Source organism: Bradyrhizobium sp. ISRA442 (assembly GCF_038085055.1).
Classification (GTDB): domain Bacteria; phylum Pseudomonadota; class Alphaproteobacteria; order Rhizobiales; family Xanthobacteraceae; genus Bradyrhizobium.
In genome coordinates this window covers 526,722-547,399 of the sequence record NZ_JALGCN010000001.1, presented here as the reverse complement: position 1 = coordinate 547,399, position 20,678 = coordinate 526,722, and the positions used below count along the sequence as shown (strand labels likewise).

Annotated in this window: 21 protein-coding genes; 8 read left to right on the top strand and 13 right to left on the bottom strand. The window is 64.0% G+C overall.

All coding sequences use genetic code 11. The features are described 5' to 3' along the window. Positions 1-5: 5 nt before the first annotated feature. From MTR72_RS02520 to MTR72_RS02510, 3 genes are read left to right on the top strand one after another with little or no spacing between them, the layout of a single operon-like run. A complete protein-coding gene (locus MTR72_RS02520; RefSeq protein WP_280966150.1) occupies positions 6-1,133 on the top strand; it encodes a mandelate racemase/muconate lactonizing enzyme family protein in 1,128 nt (375 codons plus the stop codon). Next, positions 1,133-2,728 (top strand): GMC family oxidoreductase, encoded by a 1,596-nt coding sequence (locus MTR72_RS02515; RefSeq protein ID WP_280966149.1) that lies wholly within the window; start codon positions 1,133-1,135, stop codon positions 2,726-2,728. The genes MTR72_RS02520 and MTR72_RS02515 overlap by 1 nt, the downstream gene beginning before the upstream one ends. Positions 2,729-2,756: 28 nt before the next feature. Beyond that, the gene (locus MTR72_RS02510) at positions 2,757-3,479 is read left to right on the top strand and encodes a GntR family transcriptional regulator (protein ID WP_280966148.1); all 723 of its coding nucleotides are present in this window, start codon (positions 2,757-2,759) and stop codon (positions 3,477-3,479) included. 253 nt (positions 3,480-3,732) lie between these two features. Here MTR72_RS02510 and MTR72_RS02505 read toward each other — a convergent pair whose 3' ends face one another. Further along, positions 3,733-4,536, bottom strand: a complete 804-nt coding sequence (locus MTR72_RS02505) for a DeoR/GlpR family DNA-binding transcription regulator (protein ID WP_280966147.1) — start codon at positions 4,534-4,536, stop codon at positions 3,733-3,735. Between the two features lie 253 nt (positions 4,537-4,789). Here MTR72_RS02505 and MTR72_RS02500 point away from each other — a divergent pair, with 253 nt between their 5' ends. From MTR72_RS02500 to MTR72_RS02480, 5 genes are read left to right on the top strand one after another with little or no spacing between them, the layout of a single operon-like run. Beyond that, positions 4,790-5,809 (top strand): ABC transporter ATP-binding protein, encoded by a 1,020-nt coding sequence (locus MTR72_RS02500; protein ID WP_280966146.1) that lies wholly within the window; start codon positions 4,790-4,792, stop codon positions 5,807-5,809. 46 nt (positions 5,810-5,855) lie between these two features. Beyond that, positions 5,856-7,130: an ABC transporter substrate-binding protein gene (locus MTR72_RS02495; RefSeq protein ID WP_280966145.1), complete on the top strand. Its 1,275-nt coding sequence runs from the start codon at positions 5,856-5,858 to the stop codon at positions 7,128-7,130. A 46-nt stretch (positions 7,131-7,176) separates the two neighbouring features. Next, on the top strand, positions 7,177-8,097 hold the full coding sequence (locus MTR72_RS02490) for a carbohydrate ABC transporter permease (protein ID WP_280966144.1): 921 nt from the start codon (positions 7,177-7,179) through the stop codon (positions 8,095-8,097). Next, positions 8,094-8,903, top strand: coding sequence for a carbohydrate ABC transporter permease (locus tag MTR72_RS02485; RefSeq protein ID WP_280966143.1), 810 nt, complete (start codon positions 8,094-8,096; stop codon positions 8,901-8,903). Before MTR72_RS02490 ends, MTR72_RS02485 begins: the two co-directional genes overlap by 4 nt. Beyond that, on the top strand, positions 8,903-9,784 hold the full coding sequence (locus tag MTR72_RS02480) for an endonuclease/exonuclease/phosphatase family protein (RefSeq protein WP_280966142.1): 882 nt from the start codon (positions 8,903-8,905) through the stop codon (positions 9,782-9,784). The genes MTR72_RS02485 and MTR72_RS02480 overlap by 1 nt, the downstream gene beginning before the upstream one ends. A gap of 50 nt (positions 9,785-9,834) precedes the next feature. On the opposite strand, the gene MTR72_RS02475 is transcribed toward MTR72_RS02480, so the two are convergent. Genes MTR72_RS02475 through MTR72_RS02420 form a run of 12 tightly spaced genes read right to left on the bottom strand, consistent with a single transcriptional unit; the run spans position 9,835 to position 20,669 of the window. Beyond that, positions 9,835-10,461: an FMN-dependent NADH-azoreductase gene (locus MTR72_RS02475; protein WP_280966141.1), complete on the bottom strand. Its 627-nt coding sequence runs from the start codon at positions 10,459-10,461 to the stop codon at positions 9,835-9,837. A gap of 6 nt (positions 10,462-10,467) precedes the next feature. Continuing rightward, positions 10,468-12,039, bottom strand: a complete 1,572-nt coding sequence (locus MTR72_RS02470; protein ID WP_341510046.1) for an isochorismatase family protein — start codon at positions 12,037-12,039, stop codon at positions 10,468-10,470. Positions 12,040-12,049: 10 nt separating this feature from the next. Then, positions 12,050-12,898, bottom strand: a complete 849-nt coding sequence (locus MTR72_RS02465) for an MBL fold metallo-hydrolase (RefSeq protein WP_280966139.1) — start codon at positions 12,896-12,898, stop codon at positions 12,050-12,052. 38 nt (positions 12,899-12,936) lie between these two features. After that, positions 12,937-13,827, bottom strand: a complete 891-nt coding sequence (locus MTR72_RS02460; RefSeq protein ID WP_280966138.1) for an amidohydrolase family protein — start codon at positions 13,825-13,827, stop codon at positions 12,937-12,939. Beyond that, positions 13,824-14,945: a vWA domain-containing protein gene (locus MTR72_RS02455; protein WP_280966137.1), complete on the bottom strand. Its 1,122-nt coding sequence runs from the start codon at positions 14,943-14,945 to the stop codon at positions 13,824-13,826. Before MTR72_RS02455 ends, MTR72_RS02460 begins: the two co-directional genes overlap by 4 nt. Then, positions 14,942-15,823 (bottom strand): AAA family ATPase, encoded by an 882-nt coding sequence (locus MTR72_RS02450; protein ID WP_280966136.1) that lies wholly within the window; start codon positions 15,821-15,823, stop codon positions 14,942-14,944. Before MTR72_RS02450 ends, MTR72_RS02455 begins: the two co-directional genes overlap by 4 nt. Before the next feature lie 10 nt (positions 15,824-15,833). Further along, positions 15,834-16,856, bottom strand: coding sequence for a xanthine dehydrogenase family protein molybdopterin-binding subunit (locus tag MTR72_RS02445; protein ID WP_280966135.1), 1,023 nt, complete (start codon positions 16,854-16,856; stop codon positions 15,834-15,836). A gap of 1 nt (position 16,857) precedes the next feature. Then, positions 16,858-18,450 (bottom strand): xanthine dehydrogenase family protein molybdopterin-binding subunit, encoded by a 1,593-nt coding sequence (locus MTR72_RS02440; RefSeq protein ID WP_280966134.1) that lies wholly within the window; start codon positions 18,448-18,450, stop codon positions 16,858-16,860. 9 nt (positions 18,451-18,459) lie between these two features. After that, positions 18,460-18,936: a (2Fe-2S)-binding protein gene (locus tag MTR72_RS02435; RefSeq protein ID WP_280966133.1), complete on the bottom strand. Its 477-nt coding sequence runs from the start codon at positions 18,934-18,936 to the stop codon at positions 18,460-18,462. 28 nt (positions 18,937-18,964) lie between these two features. Continuing rightward, on the bottom strand, positions 18,965-19,783 hold the full coding sequence (locus tag MTR72_RS02430) for an FAD binding domain-containing protein (protein ID WP_280966132.1): 819 nt from the start codon (positions 19,781-19,783) through the stop codon (positions 18,965-18,967). A 2-nt stretch (positions 19,784-19,785) separates the two neighbouring features. Continuing rightward, complete coding sequence (locus MTR72_RS02425) at positions 19,786-20,229, bottom strand: SRPBCC family protein (protein ID WP_280966131.1); 444 nt, start codon at positions 20,227-20,229, stop codon at positions 19,786-19,788. A gap of 2 nt (positions 20,230-20,231) precedes the next feature. After that, a complete protein-coding gene (locus MTR72_RS02420) occupies positions 20,232-20,669 on the bottom strand; it encodes an SRPBCC family protein (RefSeq protein WP_280966130.1) in 438 nt (145 codons plus the stop codon). Positions 20,670-20,678: the final 9 nt, after the last annotated feature.

Genomic DNA, 20,678 nt, shown 5'->3' with positions numbered 1-20,678 from the left:
CTCGCATGACATCGCCGCCCTTCACGATCCGGAGCGTTCAAGCCTTTGGCTACCGGTACCCCCTGACGACGCCCGTCATCACTTCGTTCGGGCGAATGGCAGACAGGCCGGCGGTTTTCATCCGCGTCGAAGACATGGACGGCAATGTCGGCTGGGGCGAGGCGTGGTGCAATTTCCCCGCGCCGGGCGCTGAGCATCGCGTTCGGCTTGTCAACGAGGTGCTCGCGCCGGCGCTGGCTGGATTTCGAGCCTGCGAGCCTTCAGCCGCCTTCGAGCGCCTCACGCAAGGCACCGCGGTGCTTGCGCTGCAATCAGGTGAAGCGGGACCGTTTGCGCAATCAATCGCTGGAATCGATCTTGCCGTCTGGGACCTTCACGCACGGCGGCAGAATGTCGCGTTGTGGAAGCTCCTTGGTGGATCGCGGAGCCGGATCAGGGTCTACGCCAGTGGCATCAATCCGATCGGCGCAGAGCGAACGGCGGAAGCAGCCCTTGGCCGCGGTTACCGCGCATTGAAGCTGAAGATCGGCTTCGATCCGGCGGCTGACCGCTCCAATCTCGCAGCGCTGCGGCGCCTCGTGGGCGAAGGGATGCTTGCAACCGACGTCAACCAGGGTTGGACGATCGCACAGGCTCTCGAACTTGCGCCGCAGCTCGAGCCGTTCGGCCTTGCCTGGCTCGAGGAGCCGATCCGTGCGGACCGCCCGCAGCAGGAATGGAAAACCTTGCGTCAGGCCATACGCTTTCCGCTTGCGGCCGGCGAAAACATCGCAAGCCGTGCCGGCTTTGCCGAGGTGCTCGGCGAGCAAGTTCTCGGTGTGGTCCAGCCCGACATTGCGAAGTGGGGCGGGCTGTCGATTTGCGCAGGTATAGCCCGCGACATCCTGAAGTCGGGCAAGATGTTCTGTCCGCACTATCTGGGGGCTGGGATCGGCCTGCTGGCATCGGCGCATCTGCTGGCCGGCGTCGGGGGAGACGGGCTGCTGGAGGTCGATTGCAACGAGAATCCGCTGCGGGATCGGTTTTGCGGTCCCGTGCTGAATGTCCGGGATGGAATGATCGAGCTTGGCGACGAGGCGGGTCTCGGGATTGTGCCTGATCTTGCGTCGATCGAGCAATATCGGACTGCCTGATGTCACGTCGCGCCTACGATTACATCATCGTCGGGGCGGGGTCTGCCGGCTGCGTGGTCGCAAACCGGTTGTCGGCGGATCCGTCCTGCCGCGTGCTGTTGCTGGAAGCAGGTGGATCGGATCGGAACTTTTGGCTCAAGCTTCCGGTCGGGTATTACCGGACCATCTACAACGAGCGCTTCTCGCGTCTGTTCGAGACCGAGCCGTCTGAAGGGAGCGGCGGTCGTGCGATCATCTGGCCGCGCGGCCGCGTGCTGGGCGGATCGTCGTCGATCAACGGGCTGATCTTCATCCGCGGTCAGCACGAGGATTTTGACGATTGGCAACGTCTCGGCGCCGATGGCTGGAGCTATCGTGACGTCTTGCCTTACTTCCGGCGCTACGAGCGCTACAGGGGCGGCGAGAGCCAGTTTCACGGCGGTCTCGGCGAGTTCGAGGTCTCCGACCTCCGCAACGACAATCTTGCTTCGGCCGCCTGGGTGGAGGCCGGCGTACAGTTCGGCCTGCCGCGCAACCCAGACTTCAATGGTGAAACCACCTTTGGCGTCGGCACTTATCAACTCGGCATCGGACGACATTGGCGGACCAGCTCGGCATCTGCCTTCCTTCGCCCGATCGCAGACCGTCGCAACCTCACGATGATCACGCAGGCACAAGTCAGCAAGGTCACGTTCGAGGGACGGGTGGCAACCGGCGTCGAGTGGGTCAGCAAGGGACAGATGCACGGTGCGAGGGCCGATCGCGAGGTCATCCTGTCCGGAGGTGCGCTGCAATCGCCGCAGATCCTCCAGCTCTCTGGTGTTGGTCCGGCCGGTCTGCTTCGTGAACTCGGTATTCCCGTCGTTGTGGATTCTCCTGAAGTCGGCGCCAATCTGCAGGATCACTATCAGGCGCGGTTGATCGTGCGCCTGAAGGAACGGATTTCGCTCAATGACCAGGTCCGCCATCCCGTCGAGCTAGCGAAGATGGGGCTGCAATGGATGCTGGCCGGCAGCGGCCCGCTGACGGTCGGCGCAGGACAGGTGGGGGGCGCGGCTTGCACGGAGTACGCGGTCGATGGCCGTCCCGACGTGCAGTTCAATGTCATGCCGCTCTCGGTCGACAAGCCGGGCGATCCCCTGCACCGCTATTCCGGCTTCACGGCTTCGGTCTGGCAGTGCCACGGCCGATCGCGGGGACAACTTGCGATCCGCTCGGTCGATCCCTTCGACCAGCCCCGGATCGCGCCCAACTATTTTGCCGAGGAGCTGGATCGCAAGACGATCGTTGCCGGCCTGAAGATCCTGCGCGAGATCTATAGCCAGAGGGCATTTCGTCCGCTCTGGGACGTTGAAATGGTCCCCGGCGAAGCCGCGCGCGATGACGCCGCCTTATGGGAGTTTGCGCGCAACACCGGTGGCACGGTGTTTCATTGCGTGGGCACCTGTCGCATGGGCCGCGACGCGCGGGCGGTGCTCGATCCTCAGCTTCGGGTGCGCGGCGTCGAGCGACTGCGTGTGATCGATGCCTCGGTGATGCCGCAGATCACCTCGGCGAATACCAATGCGACCAGCCTGATGATTGGCGAGCGCGGCGCCGCGCTTGTCATGTCGTGACCGGGCGGCCTGATCCTGGGAGGGCGAGATGGAATTGAGTTCCGACAGTCACGTCCCAAAATACGCGCAGATTGCCGATATCTTCCGACAGCGGATCGCACGTGGCATCTGGACCAAGGGCTTTCGCCTACCGGCCAATGAGGACTTGGCGGCCGAGTTTGGCGTTTCGCGCGTCACGATCAGGCAGGCCGTCGACCTGCTCTCGCGCGATGGAGTCATCGAGGCGCAGCAGGGGCGCGGCACGTTCGTGACCGGGACCGTGCGGCAGGACCGGTGGCTCAAGGTCGAGACGACCCTGTCCGACCTCGCCGACATGTACCGCGACACGTCGCCGGAGATCATCAATATCTCGGAGAGTCGCAGCGATGCGCCGCTGTTTCCGGAAGACGGCAGGCCCGCCGAGAAATACGTCTTCATGCGGCGTCTTCATTCGCGCGAGAAGCAGCCCTATTGCGTGATTTCCATCTATCTCGATGAGAAGATCTTCCGCAGATATCCAAAGCGCTTTCGCAACCAGACCGTGATCCCGATCCTCAATGACCTCAAGGATCCGGCGATCGCCAGCGCACGTCAGACGCTTACGATCGGCACCGCGGATATCGAGGCGGCACGGCTGCTCCGCGTTCCCCTGAATTCGCCGGTTGCTGAAGTCCGCCGGGTTTTCACGACCAAGGACCGCACCGTCATCTATCTCGGCGAAGTGACCTATCGGGGCGACTTCGTGCGGATCGACATGGATCTTCGCCCCTAGCGCGGTGGCCTCACCGGAAACACAGTTCCTGGTTTCGGCGTTCGAGCTCACTGGATAACAGCCAAGTCGCCTTCTTTTTCTTCTCCGGCAGCGCCGGCGTTGACCGGAAAGCCCCAGTCAACCGTGGCAAAGTGGACCATGCGGAGCCCGTTCCGCGCGATCATCGGCAAGGGCGCGGGGCCGATGACGAGCACCCACTTGCATGAGAGCGGGCGATCGATCTGGGCAAGAGCGTAGGATCTGCCGAGGTCGGCTAGGTGTCGCGAAGTCGCTCGGAATCAGCGCGAGCCTCGCCCGTTGCGTGAATGCGATCGGCGAAGCTGGCGGCGATCGGCTGAAAGGCCGGCGGTAACGGGCCATCGGTGAAGAGGTGGTGACAGTCTTCGAGATGACCGCCTCGCACCGTGGCATTGCGGCCGAATTTGGTTGTGTCGGCGACAAGCACGGCTGTTCGCGAATTGGCGACGATGGATTGCCGCGCCTGAACTTCGTCGACGTGAAAGTCGAGCAGCGTGCCGTCTTGATCGACGCCTCCGACGCCGAATATCCCGTAATCGGCTCGAAAGCCCGAGAAGAAGCGTGCGGCCGCTTCGCCGACGATATCCCGATCGAGCGGGCGGAGCGTGCCGCCGGCGATCGTGATTTCCACGTCGGGATTTTGTGCGAACGCTGCGGCCACGTTCAGATTATTGGTGATCACGCGCAGATCCTGACGGCGGGATAGCGCCTGCGCGACATATTCAGGCGTCGTGCCAAGCCCGATCATGAGCGAGGCCCCGTCGGGAATGAACCTGGCAGTCGCATGCGCGATGCGCCGTTTGGCGTTGGCGTTCAACCCCTGTCTGCTTCCGTAGGCGAGATTCTGGTTCTGGACGGGAAGGCTGACGCCGCCGTGGATTCGCCGGAGCAGTCCTTGATCGCACAGTGCGTTCACGAGGCGCCGGATGGTCTGCTGCGTGACGTCGAAACGCGTCGCAAGGTGCTCGATCGAGGCGAAGCCTTCCTCGCGCACGATCTCCAATATGTGGGCCTGACGTGACGTGGCGGTATTGAGCATGAGCTGTCCGTTTCAACGAAAGTATCATTTGAACACCGAACGCGCAATTTTCTGTTTCATATGTCGTCACACTATGTTCATATGAACATAATAATCGCCGCGCCGATGAATTGCGTGGTCATGGGAGGGACGGCATGAATCGGTCTGCTTGTGATGACCGGACTTGGGCTGCTCTGCCGGAGCAAGACGCGGCCCGCATACGTAGTTACGCCCGCACCCTGCACAGACCTCCGCAGCCAAGAGCGAACGAGCCATGTCGGCGATTACGCTGAGTCACGTCTCCAAGTCCTGGGGAGCGATGCGCGCCGTCGATGACGTGAGTCTGACGGCGGACGAGGGTTCGTTGCTGGTGCTTCTTGGGCCTTCCGGATGCGGCAAATCGACCACGCTTCGATTGATTGCCGGCCTTGAGGAGGCCGATGCCGGCACGATTGCCATCGGCGGCGTCGACGTGACCCATCTCACTCCGGCGCAACGGAAGATCTCCATGGTCTTTCAATCCTATGCGCTGTTTCCGCATTTGAGCGTGGCCGAGAATATCGTTTTCGGCTTGCGTGTGCGGCGCGTGTCGCGCGCCGAGCGAGACGAACGGCTCCGCCGTGTGGCCGACATCGTTGGCCTCGCGCATCTGCTTGAGCGCAAGCCGTCGCAGCTTTCCGGGGGGCAGCGCCAGCGCGTTGCGCTGGGACGGGCCATCATCGCGGAAGCGCGAGTCTGCCTCATGGACGAGCCGCTTTCGAATCTGGACGCCAAGCTGCGGCACGAGATGCGGACGGAGATCCGGGCGCTGCAACAGCGTCTCGGAATGACGATGGTCTACGTGACCCACGACCAGACGGAAGCCATGACAATGGCAGACCGCGTCGTACTGATGCGCGACGGTCGTATCGAGCAGAACGGCTCACCGGAGGAGCTCTATAACCGTCCGGCGACGGCGTTCACGGCGCGGTTCATTGGCACGCCTCCGATGAATCTGTTGCGCCGGAGCGATCATCTCATCGGTATCCGGCCGGAGCACATCCGCATCGTGCCGGGTGGGAATCATGTCGCGCGCGTAAAGGCCGTCGAGCATCTCGGCGCCGACAGCATCGTTCTGTGCGAGATCGATGGTCAGCCGATCTCGGTGCGACTCGACGGTTTCAGCAAGGTTCAGCCAGGCGAGGACATCCGGATAGCGTGGGAGCCCGAGCACGAGCATCGCTTCGAGCCGAATTCGGAGCGCCGATTCGAGACCATCGTCAAAGAGGGCAAGCTGGCGGCATCCGGCCAATAGCAGCGACTGTTTCAGCCAAAACGGGATAACGAGGGAGATTGACAAGATGATTGCGCGACGAACGATATTGATGGCGGCCGCACTCGCTGCGCTGTCCGTGGGTGCCCGTCCTGCCGCTGCGGTCGATCTGACGATGTACTATCCGGTCGCCGTCGGCGGGCCGGTCACGAAGATCATCGACGATATGGTCTCGCGCTTCGAGAAGGACAACCCGGACATCAAGGTTACGGCGGTCTATGCCGGCAACTACACGGATACGATGACCAAGGCGATGACGGCCATGAAGGGCGGGCAGCCGCCGCAACTGTCGGTGCTGCTGTCCACTGACGTGTTCACGCTCATGGACGAGAACGCCATTGTGCCGATCGACGGTCTCGTCAGTGACAAATCGTGGTTCAAGGAATTCTATCCGGCGTTCATAGCGAACGGACAGATCGACGGCAAGACCTGGAGCGTGCCGTTCCAGCGTTCGACGATCGTGCTCTATTGGAACAAGGAGGCCTTCAAGGAGGCCGGTCTTGATCCCGAGAAGGCGCCGGCGTCCTGGGACGAAATGGTCGAGATATCGAAGAAGCTCGTCAAGAAAGACGGCGCCGGAAACACCACGCGCTGGGGCGTCGAAATTCCCTCGACCGGCTACGCCTACTGGATGCTGCAGGCGCTCGCCATCGAGAACGGCCAGAAGATGATGAACGAGCCCGGCAACGAGGTTTATCTGACCGCACCGAAAACAGTCGCCGCCCTCGAATACTGGGTCGACCTGTCGCGCAAGCATAATGTGGCGCCGGCGGGCAGCATCGACTGGGCCACGCTGCGCACCGATTTTCTCGAGGGCAAGACGGCGATGATGTGGCACACGACCGGGAATCTGACGGCAGTCAAGGACGCCGCGAAATTCCAGTTCGGCGTTGCCATGCTGCCGGCCAAGGAGAAGCGGGGCTCGCCGACCGGTGGTGGCAACTTCTACATCTTCAAGAGTGCGTCACCCGAACAGCAGAAGGCGGCCGTCAAGTTCATTCAATGGATGACGGCTCCGGAACGCGCGGCCGAATGGAGCATGAAGACCGGCTACGTGGCCGTGTCGCCGGCCGCCTATAAGACGCCCGCGATGCAGGAGTACGCGAAGGGCTTCCCACAGGCCACGGTCGCGCGCGATCAGCTCGAGCATGCGGTGCCGGAGCTCTCCGTCCACGAAAACGGCCGCATCTACAAGTTTGTCGGAGATGCCGTACAGGCCGCCGTCACCGGCGCGCAGAAGCCGCAGGAGGCGCTGGCCGCCGCGCAGCAGCAGGCCGACCGCGTCTTGCGCGCCTACAAATAGGGAAATGGCGGGATGGCGGGGCAGCCGCCAGCCCGCCGGCTCACGAATGTCGGATTACGCCGCCTCATCGCCCATTGCGACGCGCCGCGCCGGATCGCAGGCGTGGTGGAATGCCGTGAACGCTTGGCTGCTGCTGTTGCCGGCGGCCGTCCTGTTGATCGCGTTCACCCATTTTCCGATCCTGGCGACGATCCGGCATTCGCTCTTCATCACGCGCCGGAACGGCACCGAGGTCTTCGTCGGCCTCGAGAGCTACCAGGCCATGATGGCCGATCCGATCTTCTGGAGGGCACTGGTCAACAATTTCTGGTTCGCGCTCGGCACCATTCCGACGTCGATTGCCCTGGCCCTGATGATGGCGATCTGGGTCAATCGCAACATGCGCGGCCGCGGCTTCCTGCGCCTGGCCTACTTCACGCCGACCGTGCTGCCGATGATCGCGGTCGCCAACATCTGGCTGTTTTTCTACACTCCGGATTATGGCCTGCTTGATCAGTTGCGTGCACTTTTCGGTCTCGCCGGTTGGAATTGGCTTGGCGATCCCTCGACGGTGATGGGATGCCTGATCGTCATGGTGATCTGGAAGGAGGCAGGCTTCTTCATGATCTTCTACCTTGCAGCCCTTCAGCAGCTCTCACCTGATCTCGATGAAGCCGCGGCGATCGAAGGCGCGAGCCGATGGTATACTTTCCGCCGGATTACGTTCCCTCTGCTGATGCCGACCACGCTGTTCGTGGCGATAAACGCGGTCATCAACTCGTTCAAGCTGGTAGATCACCTTGTGATCATGACCAAGGGTGGTCCGAACAACGCCAGTACGCTACTGCTCTACTATATCTATGAAGTCGCCTTCACATTCCAGGATTCGTCCTACGCGGCAACGCTAACGGTCGTGCTTCTCGTGCTGCTGAGCACGCTTGCGCTGATCAAGTTCGGCTACCTCGATCGCAGGATCCACTATCAATGAGAGGGCGGACACATCCCTTCGAGGCAGTCGCAGCGTGGTTCTTGGCTTTGATCTGGCTCGCGCCGCTGGCCTATGCATTCTGGAGTGCGCTGCATCCCGCCGCTTACGCAACGTCGTTCAGCCTGTCCGCGCCGTGGACGTTGGAGAATTTCGCCCGGGCGTGGAAGCAGGCGCCGTTCGCCCGCTATTATCTCAACACGGTCGTCCTCGTCACGCTGATCCTGATCGGGCAGCTCATCCTGTCGACGCTCGCCGCCTATGCCTTTGCGCGCTTCAAATTCCGGGGCAGCGGTATCGCTTTTGCTCTCGTTCTGCTCCAACTGATGATCATGCCTGACGTGCTGATCGTCGAAAACTATCGCGCGATCGCAAAGCTGGGGCTGCTGGACGCGATCCCCGCGATCGCGCTTCCTTACCTTGCAAGCGCGTTTGGCATTTTCCTCCTGAGGCAGACCTTCAAGAGCGTCCCGCAGGAATTGGTCGAGGCGGCCCGAGTCGAGGGGGCAGGGCCGCTCGGGATTCTCTGGCGGGTCTATGTTCCGCTGGCGCGTCCGACCTATGTGGCCTTCGGCCTTGTTTCCGTCAGCTACCATTGGAATAACTTCCTGTGGCCGCTGATCGTCACGAACTCCGTGGAAGCTCGGCCACTCACCGTGGGTCTTGCGGTGTTCGGGGCGCCGGAGACCGGAGTGGACTGGTCGGTCATCACCGCAGCGACCGTCATGACGATGGCGCCGTTGCTGATTGCCTTTCTTCTCTTCCAGCGGCAGTTCGTTCAATCATTCATGCGTGCAGGTATCCGCTAATGCGGCTTCTGACTTGGAACATTCAGTGTGGCAAAGGCTGCGACGGCGCGACGGATCTTGCGAGAATCGTCGCGGTTGCAAAGCAGACTGTCGACGCGGACGTCCTATGCTTCCAGGAGGTGAGCTCGAACTTCTCCGAGCTCGACGGGAACGCCGATCAAAGCGCGCAACTCGCCACTCTGCTTCCCGGCTACACCCCTATATTTCGGCCGGCGATCGAAACGGTAGATCGGGCGGGCCGGCCGCATCGGTTCGGCAACATGACCTTGTCGCGCTTGCCGGTCATGCAGATCGCCAATCACCTACTGCCCTGGCCGGGAGCGGGCACCGTGCGCAGCATGCGACGCCATGCCTTGGAGGTGACGGTGCAGGCGGCCTTCGGCGCGGTGCGCATCGTCAATACGCATCTCGAGTATCATTCAGCCGGTCAGCGAGAAGCGCAGATCGGGCGTCTCCTGGATTTGCAGGAGAAGTCGTCGACCAGCCCCAAGGTGGCAACCGCCGAACATGAGGAGCCGTACGGGAGTCAGACGGTCGCGGCGTCGAGCGTGATGTGCGGCGATTTCAACTTCGACGTCAGCGACCCGCAACATGCGTTGATCGATCGATCGGGCCGGCGTGGCCTCAATTATCGCGATGCCTGGACGATCGGTCGTCCCGACCGGCCGCGCGAACCGACTTGCGGACTATACGATCATGCGCAGTGGACGGAGGGGCCCGACTGTCGCGACTTCATTTTCGTGACGGAGGATCTGGCGGATCGCGTCCGCTGCGTTGGTGTCAACGGCACGACTGACGCCTCCGATCATCAGCCAGTCTTCATCGATTTGGCGGACTCGGTGCAACCCTTGCCCGCGGGACGGACAACTGCTGCCAAGTAATCGTCAACTTGCGCAGATCACTTGGGGCAAGAGAAGTGGTCGTAGGCGCGTCAGAAGTTCGCAGCAATTGTGGCAAGGCGCTGATGCGCCCTTTCACGGGCAGCCTCGATGGGTTGCTGCGGTCCGGTGGTTGGCCCGATCAGGACGAAACGTACATTGTTGATTCCTATAAAGCGTAAGATCTCCCGCAGGTAGGGCGTTGCCATATCGATGCGACCGCGATTCATTCCGGTGGCGAAATCGCTGCCGCTGGCGAGGATCACCAGTGTCGGCCGGTCCTTCAGCAGCGGGAGGTATCCTTCCGAGGGGGCGAACCGAAAGGTGAGCCCGGGCTGGACGATGATGTCGAACCACTGCTTGAGCTTGTAGGGAATGGCGAAATTCCACATCGGCGTCGAGATCAACACCCGATCGGCGAGCGAGATGCGCATCGCCATGCGCTCGGCCTCGGCAAAGCTGTCGCGCTGCGGATCGTTGAAGGCCTGCCCCTTCATGCGGGCGTACTTGGCCTCGACGATGGGGCCAGCGAACTCCGGCATCCGCTCCCGCCAGAGGTCCATGAGATCGATGTCCCAATCGGGATGCGCTCGGCGGAAGGCTTCAAGGAAGGTGCGCGCGCCCGCGCTCGATTCGGAGTCGGGGCGTGGCGAGCAAGACAAATGCAGAAGTTTTGGCACCGGCCGTCATCCCAGCGCTCTGATGACGGTATCCGCACTGGTCACGACCGCGACGTTCTGCATGGCGAAGTTGATCGAGGCGTTGTGCCAGTCGGCATTCATCGTCGAGCAGCAATCCTCGGGCACGATCATGAAGTAGCCTTTGTCCGCGCCGGTGCGCGCGGTGTGTTCGACCGACATGTTGGTCCACGCACCGGTGTTGATGATCATGTCGCGGCCGGTGGCTTTCAGGATCGTCTCCAGCCGTGTGCCTTCCCAGGCGCTCATGCGCATCTTCTCGACCACGAAATCGCCGGGCCGCGGCTCGAGCCCGGACACGGGCGCGGCGCCCCAGCTTCCGCGCACCATCGCCTTGCTGTCGACCAATCCCTCGAACAACGGCGCATTCAGCGTCACGCCGGGCGCGCCGGGTTCGACGATGAACCAGACATGGATGATCGCGACGCCGCGGGCCCGCGCGGTCTCGGCCAGGCGGCGGACGTTGTCCACGACGTGCTGCTGGCGCGCGTGAACCGGTGAGCCGGAATCGGCAAAGGCGCCGCCGTCCATGATGACGTCGTTCTGCAGGTCCTGGATGATCATGGCGCAGCGATGGGGATCGAGCCGCATCTCGTCCTGGTTAAGGATCGGTGCCGCAGGCGCGGCGCTCGCGTCGGTGCCGCCTCTGCGCTTGCCGCTCATATAGGGCTCATGGCGCGGACCGACTTTGGTGGGGATCGCGTAGACCGAGCGGGTCGACGTCAGATAAAGCGTGCGGAAATCCGGCCCGCCCCAGGCGAGATTGGCGACCAGCTCGGGCACGCGGACCTTGCCGAGCAGCTCGCCCCTCGGTGAGTAGACCCACACGCCGCCAGGCGCGGTAACCCAGACATTGCCGTGCTGGTCGCACTTCATGCCGTCGGGCACACCTGGTTCGAGCTCGGAGTGGATGCCGCTTGCGAACACGCGTTGATTGGCGAGCGCGCCGTCCGCATCGACGTCGAAGACGCGGATCAGCGTCTGCACGGTGTCGTTGACATAGAGCAGCTTCTCGTCCGGCGAGAAGCACAGCCCGTTCGGCTGGTCGAACAGGTTGCGATCGACCACGAGCTTCGGTTCGCCGCCTGGCACGAGGCGATAGACGCCCTGGAAGCCGAGCTGGCGCGGCCGCTCGACGCCATAGACCGGCATGCGGCCATACCAGGGATCGGAGAAATAGATCGCGCCGGACGAATGAACGCAGACGTCGTTGGGGCTGTTGAGCTCCTGGCCATGGAAATGCGAGGCGAGCACCTCGCGCCGCCCGTCCGGCCGTTCGCGGATCAGCGATGACGTCGCGTGCTCGCAGACGATCAGATTGAGCTCGGCATCGTAGGTCATGCCGTTGCACTTGTTCGAGGGACGCTTGACCTCCACGACGCCGCGCCGTGCATCCCAGCGCCGTCGCACGTCGCCCGGCATGTCCGAGAACAGGAGATAGTGATCGACCGGATGCCAGATCGGTCCTTCCGTGAAGTCGAAGCCGGTGCCGACCTGCGCGACCGGTGCGTATGGATCGATCAGGGCCTCGAATTCACTTCGCAAAGTGACATGCGTCATCGGTCGATCCTCAGGCCGGGAACCAGTTCCGCTGCGGCAGGGATTGGACGATCGGGCCGGGCACCTGGTCGTGCAGGCGTCCGACGACGTTGCCGCCTTCGATCTTCGCGGGACGATCGTGCACGGGGAGGAGGTAGCGCGAGTTGCTCAACAGCTTCTTGATCGCCGCCTTCTCCGCACGCTTGGTGGTGCCGTGGTTGCCGGTGGTGCGCGGCTCCCAATCGTGGATTTCGTTGAACGGCGTGACGATTTGGTCGTTGATGTCATAGATCACGTCGCCGCAGATGGTCGCGATGCCGTCGGCGGTGTGGACGATGATGTTCATCGAGCCCTCGGTGTGGGCGTTGGCGGCGTCGCAATAGACGCCGGGCATCAGCTCGATCGGCCCCGTGATCTCGAGATCCAGGAAGCGTAGCGCGCTCCTGGTGTGTAGGCGATCGATCAGGTGCTTGACGTCGGGTGCCGGATATTGCGGATGCATCAGGCCGGAGACGGAATATTCGAGCTCGCGGCGGTTGACCACGACGGTGGTGTTCATCGGGAACAGATCGTCTTTGCCGGCGTGGTCGATGTGCAAATGGGTGTGGCAGACGAAGCGGACGTCGCCCATGCGTACGCCGTGACGCGCGAGTTGGTTTTCGATCATGTTCTCATGGTACTGAAGTCCGCGCATGCCCAGCGTTTCCATGATCTGGTTGGAGCGGTACCCGGTATCGACCACCACCGGATAGGGGCCGCCGAGGATCAGGAAGCCGAGGGTGAGGACGCGGCGAGTGCGGCCGCAGTCGCGGCCGAGAACCAGAAAGCTCGATTCCAACTCGATATCGCCATAGTCCAGGATCTTGATCTCCAGCGCCATTCGTTTCCCTCCCTGTTTCCGCTTCTTGTCTGTGATCGCTACGGCCCGAGCCGGTAGACGCGCGTCGCGGTCGCGTTGAAGATCGCATCCTGCTGCTCTGCACTGAACGGCGAGCCCGCCGCGCGAAACGCGCCGACGAGCTCGCGATAGCTGGTCCACAACTTCTCGATCGGGAAATTGGAGCCAAACAGGCAGCGCTCCGCGCCGAAGATCGCCACCGTGTCGGCGAGCACGGCGGCGATATGTGCGGGATCGTTGCGATGGATGAAGGTGCCTAGCCCGGAGAGCTTCGAGACTACGTTCGGACATGTCGCAAGCCGGGCCATGCCGGCGCGCCAGGCGGCTCGTCCCGCCGGCGAGAGGTCTTCGAGCATGCCGGCGTGCTGGAGGATGAAGGTCACCTTGGGGCAAGCCTCGGCAAGTTCTGCAGCATCCGGCATTTGCGGCGTGAACACCTGCAGATCGAAACTCCAGCCATAGTCGGAAAGACGCGCGACGTTGCGGCGGATCATGGGGTCGACGCAAAGATCCGGGCGGGCTGCAAAGCGGTAGAGCGGATTCTCGTGCCAGTGGAGCTGCATGCGAACGCCGCGCACGAGGGAATAGCGGCTCAGGCGATCGAGCTGCGGCCGGACGTCCTCGACGGCAAAATTGGCATAGGCGATGATCGCGTGCGGCCAGCCGTGTTCATCGGCGGTCTGCTGCACCCAGGCCGCCTCGTCCTCGAAGCGCTCATTGGCCCAGTTGGTCTGCACATAGACCGAGCGAGTGAAGCCGGTGCCCTTGAGGTCGTCGAGATACTCCTGGATCGGATAGTCGCGCCGAATCGGCTCGTAAGGGCCGAAGATCCGTGGCTGCATCGGACCGGTCAGCCAGGGCAGGTCGGCTTGCCGCCAGATGTGATGATGGCCATCGACAATTTCGGTCACGCCGCTCTCCTTCGTCCCAACGCCAGAATGTGCGCGACGATCGACGCGCTCGATCCGCCATCCACGAGATCATCGACGAAGCGCTCGATGGCGATGAGCGCTTCAGTCTGCGGGCGGAAGCCGGGGCTCGTCGCGAGCGGCGTCAGCCAGCTCAAACGCCAGGCCCGCCGCGACAATCTTGCGACGGCGCCGCGAAGTGCGTCGGGTTCGCCGCGCTCGAGTCCGTCGGAGACGACGACCACGGCGGCGCCGCGCGCATAGCCGCCGAATCGCGGCACCGCCAGGAACGCCTGCAGCGCGTCGCCGATACGGGTGCCACCGTCCCAATCGCTGACCAGATGCGCGGCGGCGTTCAATGCCTGCTCGCGGCGCTTCAGCCGCAACGGACGGGTGACGCGGGTCAGCCGTGTGCCGAAGGTGAAGACCTCGACATTGGACGCGGCCTGCACCAGTGCATGCGCGAGCTTCATGTTCTCTTCGGTGCGGCTCTTCATCGAACCGGAGACGTCGATCAGCAGCAGCATCTTGCGCGGGCGCTGCCGTCGCTTCAGGTGCCCCAGCCGCAGGATTTCGCCGTCGTTGCGGACGGTCTCGCGCAAGGTGCGGCGCAGATCCGCAAACGGCCCGCGCCGCGCGCGCATGCGGCGGTGGCCGCGTCGTCGCGGCAGGCGTCGCGGCGCCTCGCGGGCGAGGCGGCGCAGGGCGCCGGTGATCGAGGTCACGGCAAGGCGGCGCTCGACCAGTGCCTCGGTTCGGCTCGCGGTCAGGCCTGACTCGCTAGCCTCGTCGGAGAGCATGGGCTCCTCGTCGCCGCGGCCTTCTTCCTGGAGACGGACCGTCTCGTCGTCTTCGCCCTCATCGTCGCGCTCGATCGCCTCGCTGCCGCGGAAGTGGAGATCGAACAGCCGGTCAAAGGTCGCGCGGCGTTCGGGCGGTGGAGCCAGCGTCGCCAGGGCCGCCTGCCGGACATCGTCAATGTTGCCTGGGCCGAGTAGCCCGATCGCCGCCAAGAACGTCGTCGTTTGTTCCGGCGCTACGGCAAAGCCGTTCGCGCGCAGCAGCGAAACGAAGGCGACGAAGGTGCGGGCGGCGCGTGGAAGCTGCGGCTCAGTGCTCATGCGGTCGCCTCTGCGAGCATTGCGTCGAGCCGCGGCGAGATGAAATGCAGGTCCTCCTCGTCCTTCAGCGCTACGCCGATCGAGCGCTTGAACGCATCCGGCCAGCGCGCGCCGCCCTTGTGCAGCAACGTCGCGGCCTCGGCCCAGTCGACCGCCTCGGCGATCCCCGGCGCCTTGCTCAGCGGTTCGCGCCGGAGCCTTTCGACGGCTGCGACGACGGCGCGTGCCGTGGCTTCGGCCACGCTGGAGGCGCGCATCATGATGATCCGCGCCTCGCGCTCGGCGGTGGGGTAATCGATCCAGTGATAGACGCAGCGGCGGCGCAGGGCTTCATGCAGGTCGCGCGTCCGGTTCGACGTCAGCACGACGACGGGACGCTCGGCGGCGCGCACCGTGCCGCGCTCGGGAATCGAGATCTGGAAGTCGGAGAGGAATTCGAGCAGGAAGGCCTCGAACTCCTGGTCGGCGCGGTCGATTTCGTCGATCAGCAGCACGGTGGAGTCGGGCGCGCGAAGCGCCGCCAGCATCGGCCGCTCGATCAAGAACGTCTCGCCATAGATGTCGATGCTCTCGTCGCCGGCCTGGCGAATCGCGAGCATCTGGCGCGGGTAGTTCCACTCGTAGAGCGCGGCGGCGGCGTCGATTCCCTCGTAGCATTGCAGGCGGATGAGGCGGCGGCCGAGCACGGCCGCAATGGCTTTCGCGGCCTCGGTCTTGCCGACACCGGGCGCGCCTTCCAGCAGCAGCGGCTTGCCGAGCGCGAGGCCGAGATAGGCCGCGGTCGCCAGTCCCTCGTCTGCGAGGTAATAGGCCGCCCGAAGCGCCTTCTCCAGCGCCTCGGGGCTGTCGATGCCAACGATGTTGCCGCGAACCGCCACGACGAAACCTCTAGCGCCGCGCCTGCGGCCGCGCGCCGCCCTGGGCCTTGATTGCGCGCAGCACCTTTTCGGGGGTGATCGGGAGATCGTCGATGCGCACGCCGACCGCATTGAAGATCGCATTGGCAACCGCCGGCAGCACGGGGTTGGCGCACATCTCGCCGGGACCCTTGGCGCCGTAGGGACCATCGGGCGCAGGACGCTCCAGCACGGCGATATCGTGCGGACAGATGTCGCCGGGGCCGGGCATGAGATACTCGACGAAATCGCGCGGCCCGTGAGCGGGGTCAGGATAATAGGGCTCGGGCGTCTCGTAGAGCGCGTGGCTGATACCCATCCAGGCGCCGCCGACGAGCTGCTGCTCGACGAGCCGCGGGTTGAGCGCGCGGCCGAGCTCATAGGCGGAGTCCATGCGCACCATAGCGACCTCGCCGGTCTCGTCATCGACCTCGACCTCGGCGACCAGGCAGGCATGGGCGTAGCAGGTCGCCGGCGACATCTCGCCGGTTTCGGGGTCGACGTCGGACAGGGGCACCAGGAAGATGCCGCGGCCGGAAATGGTTTTGCCCTGCTTGAATTGTGCAGCGATCGCGACATCCTTGGTAGAGATCGAGCGGTGCGGTGCGCCCTTGACATGGATGTTGCCGCGGCCGTCGGTCTCGAGATCGGCGGCGTTGACCTCGAGCTCCTCGGCGGCGGCCTCCATCATGACGCCGCGTGCCTCTCGCGCCGCGGCCATGACCGCATTGCCGACGCGGTGTGTGCCGCGCGAGGCGAACGAACCCATGCAGTGCGGGCCGGTGTCGGAGTCCGCGGTGTCGACATAGACGTCCTCGACGGGCACCCCGAGTGTCTCGGCGCAGATCTGCCGCGTCACCGATTTCATGCCCTGACCGAGGTCGATCGACGACAATGCCACGGTGAACTTGCCGCTCGGATTGGAGTGGACCAGCGCCTGGCTGGGATCGCCGCCGAGATTCATGCCGATGGGATAATTGATCGACGCCATGCCGCGTCCGCGATGCCTGGTCATCTCAGCGTCTCCTTGTCCCGAACACGGACGAGAACCGGGTCGCGCCGTGTGATGGTGCGGCCGGGCGCGGCGGCGGAGGTGGCGGTGCCGGCGGAGGCGGCTCGCGCGGCGGCTCTCTCGTCGCAGTCACGGGGGCGCGATCATAGGTCGTGCGCTGCTGGACGGGCGCCGCCGGCCGCGCGCGCGATTCCGTCGGCGTCGGTGGGATCACGGCGCGGCTGCCGCCGCCATCCTTGCGCGAGGAAGCGCGTCTGAACTCGTCGCGGATCGGCCACTTGGCCTTTTCGGCCGCGACCTGAACGCATTCGATCAGCGCCGTGTTCTTGGCCTCGCGCCGGTGCGCCTTCATGTCGCCGTCGCGATATGCATTGACGATGCGGAACTCCATCGGGTCCATGCCGACGAGATTTGCGAGCTTGTCCATCTGGCATTCGATGGCAAAGTCCATCGCGGTGACACCGAAGCCGCGCATTGCGGTTGCAGGTGTCCGGTTGGTGAAGACGCAGTAGACGTCGCCGTAGACGTTCGGGATGGTGTAGGGGCCCGGCAGATGGGCGGCGCATTTCACGGCGGCATAGCTGGACAGCCGCGTATAGGCACCGCTATCGAAATAGGCGCGGATCTTTCGCGCGACGATGCGGCCGTCGCGCATCACCCCGTCCTTGATGTAGATGCGCTCGGCGCCGCGCGGCGGACCGTACTGCATCTCCTCCTCGCGTCCGAACACGTAGCGCACCGGGCGTCCCGTCAGCATCGCCCCTAAGATGGCGAGCGGCTCGGTCAAGGTATCCACCTTGCCGCCAAACCCGCCGCCGACCGTGCCGCCGATGAAGTGGAAGGTATTGGAGGGCACGTCCAGAATCTTAGCGCAGGTGTCGACGGAAAAGAATAACGCCTGCGTCGAGGTGTAGACGACATAGCGTCCGTTGGTGTCGGGCGCCGCAATCGCGCCATTCGTCTCCGTCGGCGCGTGTTCGATCGGCGACATCTGGTAGCGCTGTTCGAGCACGTGGTCGGCGGTCGCGAGCCCCGCATCGGCATCGCCGAAGCGCAGCCTCTGGTGATCGTAGACGTCGTGATAAATGAAAGCGTTCTTCGGATAGGTCTCGTTGACCACGGGCGCACCGGGTTTCAGGGCATCTTCGACATCGAACACGGTCGGTAGCGGCTCGTAGTCGATCCGTACCTTCGCGATCGCCTCGAAGGCCTCGCGCTCGCTGTCGGCGACGATGGCGACGATGGGCTCGCCCTTGTAGCGGACCTTGTCGACAGCCAGCGACGGTTCATCGTCCTTGCCGAAGTTGATGAGGCTGAGCAGCGTGTTGAGATTGCGCGGCACGTCGGCGCCGCGAATGATTCGCCGCACGCCGGTCGAGCGTTCTGCTTCCGTGGTGTCGATGCGGCGGAGCCGCGCATGCGCGTGCGTCGAACGAACGACCTTGAGGTGCAGCATGCCCTGGAGCTTGTGGTCGTTGAAATAGCTCGATGTGCCCGTGATGTGGCCGAGCATGTCCTGGCGCTGCGTGCCCTTGCCGATCTCCTTGAGATTGTCGTCGCGTTCGTCAGCAAAAATGTCCTTGCGTAGTTCCAACATGGTGAGGCCTCAGGCGCTGGCCCGGCCGCCCGTGGCGGCGAGGATGGCGTTGATGATCGGCTCGTAGCCGGTGCAGCGGCAGATATTGCCGGAGATGGCCTCGACGACCTCGTCCCGGCTCGGGGAGGGATTGCGGTCGAGCAGCGCTTTTGCGGCCATCAGCATGCCCGGCGTGCAATAGCCGCATTGGGCGGCAAAATTGTCGGCGAACGCGCGCTGGAGAGGATGCAGGTTCGGCCCCTGCTTGAGACCGTCGAGCGTCTCGACGGAACGGCCGGCGACCGTCTCGGCAAGCGTCAGACAGGAGAGGTGGAGTTCGCCGTCGATCAGCACGCTGCATGTGCCGCAGCCGCCTTGGCCGCAGCCGAATTTCGGGGTCATGTCGCCGATCAGCTCACGCAGCGCAACCAGCAGGCTGGTGCCGCCATCGACGAAGATCGCGACGTCGCGGCCGTTGTGACGAAATTGCAGGGGGGTCTTCGACATGGCGGTCTATCCCTTGTCTATTCTCTATCTATTCCTGGCCGGACAAGAGGCGACGCAGGTGCACGCCCACGATCTCGCGGCGATACCAGGCGCTTCCGAGGGCGCTGTCGGAGGGCGATGTTCCTTCGGTTGCCGCGGAGGCGGCCGCAGCGATGGTCGCGGCATCGAGGATGCTTCCTTCCAGCGCACGCTCCGCTGCCCTGGCGCGAATCTGGGTCGGCGCCATCGAGCCGAGCGCAATGCGAGCGCCGGCGATGCGCCCGCCGCTGATCGGCACGTGCGCGGCGAGCGTGATGACCGAGCCGCCCTTCGGCTTGATGCGGGCAACCTTGCGATAGCGAAACGCCTCCGTGCTGGCCGGCCGCGTGCAGGAAACCGACAACACCAACGCGCCGGATTGCCGTTCTCGCGATTGCAGGAATTCCTCGATCGCGATGTCGCGGGCGCCGAAGCTTCCTTGCACCGCGACCATGGCATCGAGCGCGAGCAGCGCCACGGTGAAATCGCCATAGGGATTGGGCGCAAAGAGGTTGCCCCCGACCGTTCCCATGTTGCGCACCGCGGGGCCGCCGATCGAGCGGGCGGGGGCGTGCAGGAAGGCAAGATCGCGCTCGCCGAGAATCCTCGCGAAAGTGACGCCGGCGCCCAGCGTGATGCGCGGGCCGGATGCGTCGATCCGGGTCAGCGCCTGGTCGCTCGCGCGGACGACGGTCGAAATCGAGACGTCGCCCTCGTTCAGCGCCCGCATCACCAGCGTGCCGCCGCCGAGATAGCGCGCGCCGCGATCCGATGACAAAGCGGCGGCGGCTTCGTTCGAGCTCGCAAAGGTCTTCACTGTCACGGCCATGTCTATGCGGCCTCCTTCAGGTGCCGGCGGATCGCCTCGAATCCGGCCTGGTAGATGTCTTCCGCGACCATGTGGCTGATGCGGTCCTTGTCCTCGGGCTTCGTGGTGAATCGAGATTCCCAATGCCAGAAGGTCCGATCGCCGTCGGTCACCGGCAAGAGGCGAACATGGGCAACGTAGTTGAACATCGGGATTGGGGTATCGAGCAGGCAATAGCTGAGGGTCTGTTCGAGGTCGGACAGCGCCAGCAATTGCTCGCGCAACTCGGAGCCGTCTTTGAGCTTAAATCGTCTGACACAGCCGATCTTGTCGGAGGACTGCGCGCGTTCGATTGAGGAGGTCGCAACCGCGGGATGCCAGCGGTCGTGCCCGTTGAAATCGCGCAGCACATTCCACACCACGTCGGTCGGTGCGTTCAGGATCGTGCTCTTGACGATGTGCGGCACGCCTAGCCTCCGAACACGCGCTTGAGGGCGTCGAAGCCGCCCTGGAACACACCGCCGCCGATATTGTTGACGAGCTCGGTCTCCCGCTCGGGCGCACAGTCGAACTCCGCGGTCCATTCCACAAAGGTCTGGTCGCCGTCGGTGACCGGCGTGAGCCGCAGGGTCGCGACGTAGTTTTCGACACCCATCGGCGACTCCAGGATCGAATAGGTACAGAACATGTCGTAGTCGGAGAGCCCGAGAAGCTTCTCGCGGATACGGTCGCCGTTGCGCAGGCGGAAATCCCTGACGCAGCCGATCTTGTCGGAGGCCTCGCCGCCCTCGATGCGGCTTTCGGCGATGGCGGGGTGCCAGTTCGGCAGGCCATTGAAATCACGCACCCGCGCCCAGACGCGGTCGTTGCGGGCGTTGACGACGGTGGAGACGTAGACGCGGGCCATGGCGCGACC

Excerpts from the sequence above, each read along its gene's own strand:
- MTR72_RS02520 (WP_280966150.1), top strand. The coding sequence starts at position 6 with ATGACATCGCCGCCCTTCACGATCCGGAGCGTTCAAGCCTTTGGCTAC.
- MTR72_RS02515 (WP_280966149.1), top strand. The coding sequence starts at position 1,133 with ATGTCACGTCGCGCCTACGATTACATCATCGTCGGGGCGGGGTCTGCC.
- MTR72_RS02510 (WP_280966148.1), top strand. The coding sequence starts at position 2,757 with ATGGAATTGAGTTCCGACAGTCACGTCCCAAAATACGCGCAGATTGCC.
- MTR72_RS02505 (WP_280966147.1), bottom strand. The coding sequence starts at position 4,536 with ATGCTCAATACCGCCACGTCACGTCAGGCCCACATATTGGAGATCGTG.
- MTR72_RS02500 (WP_280966146.1), top strand. The coding sequence starts at position 4,790 with ATGTCGGCGATTACGCTGAGTCACGTCTCCAAGTCCTGGGGAGCGATG.
- MTR72_RS02495 (WP_280966145.1), top strand. The coding sequence starts at position 5,856 with ATGATTGCGCGACGAACGATATTGATGGCGGCCGCACTCGCTGCGCTG.
- MTR72_RS02490 (WP_280966144.1), top strand. The coding sequence starts at position 7,177 with ATGTCGGATTACGCCGCCTCATCGCCCATTGCGACGCGCCGCGCCGGA.
- MTR72_RS02485 (WP_280966143.1), top strand. The coding sequence starts at position 8,094 with ATGAGAGGGCGGACACATCCCTTCGAGGCAGTCGCAGCGTGGTTCTTG.
- MTR72_RS02480 (WP_280966142.1), top strand. The coding sequence starts at position 8,903 with ATGCGGCTTCTGACTTGGAACATTCAGTGTGGCAAAGGCTGCGACGGC.
- MTR72_RS02470 (WP_341510046.1), bottom strand. The coding sequence starts at position 12,039 with ATGACGCATGTCACTTTGCGAAGTGAATTCGAGGCCCTGATCGATCCA.
- MTR72_RS02465 (WP_280966139.1), bottom strand. The coding sequence starts at position 12,898 with ATGGCGCTGGAGATCAAGATCCTGGACTATGGCGATATCGAGTTGGAA.
- MTR72_RS02455 (WP_280966137.1), bottom strand. The coding sequence starts at position 14,945 with ATGAGCACTGAGCCGCAGCTTCCACGCGCCGCCCGCACCTTCGTCGCC.
- MTR72_RS02445 (WP_280966135.1), bottom strand. The coding sequence starts at position 16,856 with ATGACCAGGCATCGCGGACGCGGCATGGCGTCGATCAATTATCCCATC.
- MTR72_RS02440 (WP_280966134.1), bottom strand. The coding sequence starts at position 18,450 with ATGTTGGAACTACGCAAGGACATTTTTGCTGACGAACGCGACGACAAT.
- MTR72_RS02435 (WP_280966133.1), bottom strand. The coding sequence starts at position 18,936 with ATGTCGAAGACCCCCCTGCAATTTCGTCACAACGGCCGCGACGTCGCG.
- MTR72_RS02430 (WP_280966132.1), bottom strand. The coding sequence starts at position 19,783 with ATGGCCGTGACAGTGAAGACCTTTGCGAGCTCGAACGAAGCCGCCGCC.
- MTR72_RS02420 (WP_280966130.1), bottom strand. The coding sequence starts at position 20,669 with ATGGCCCGCGTCTACGTCTCCACCGTCGTCAACGCCCGCAACGACCGC.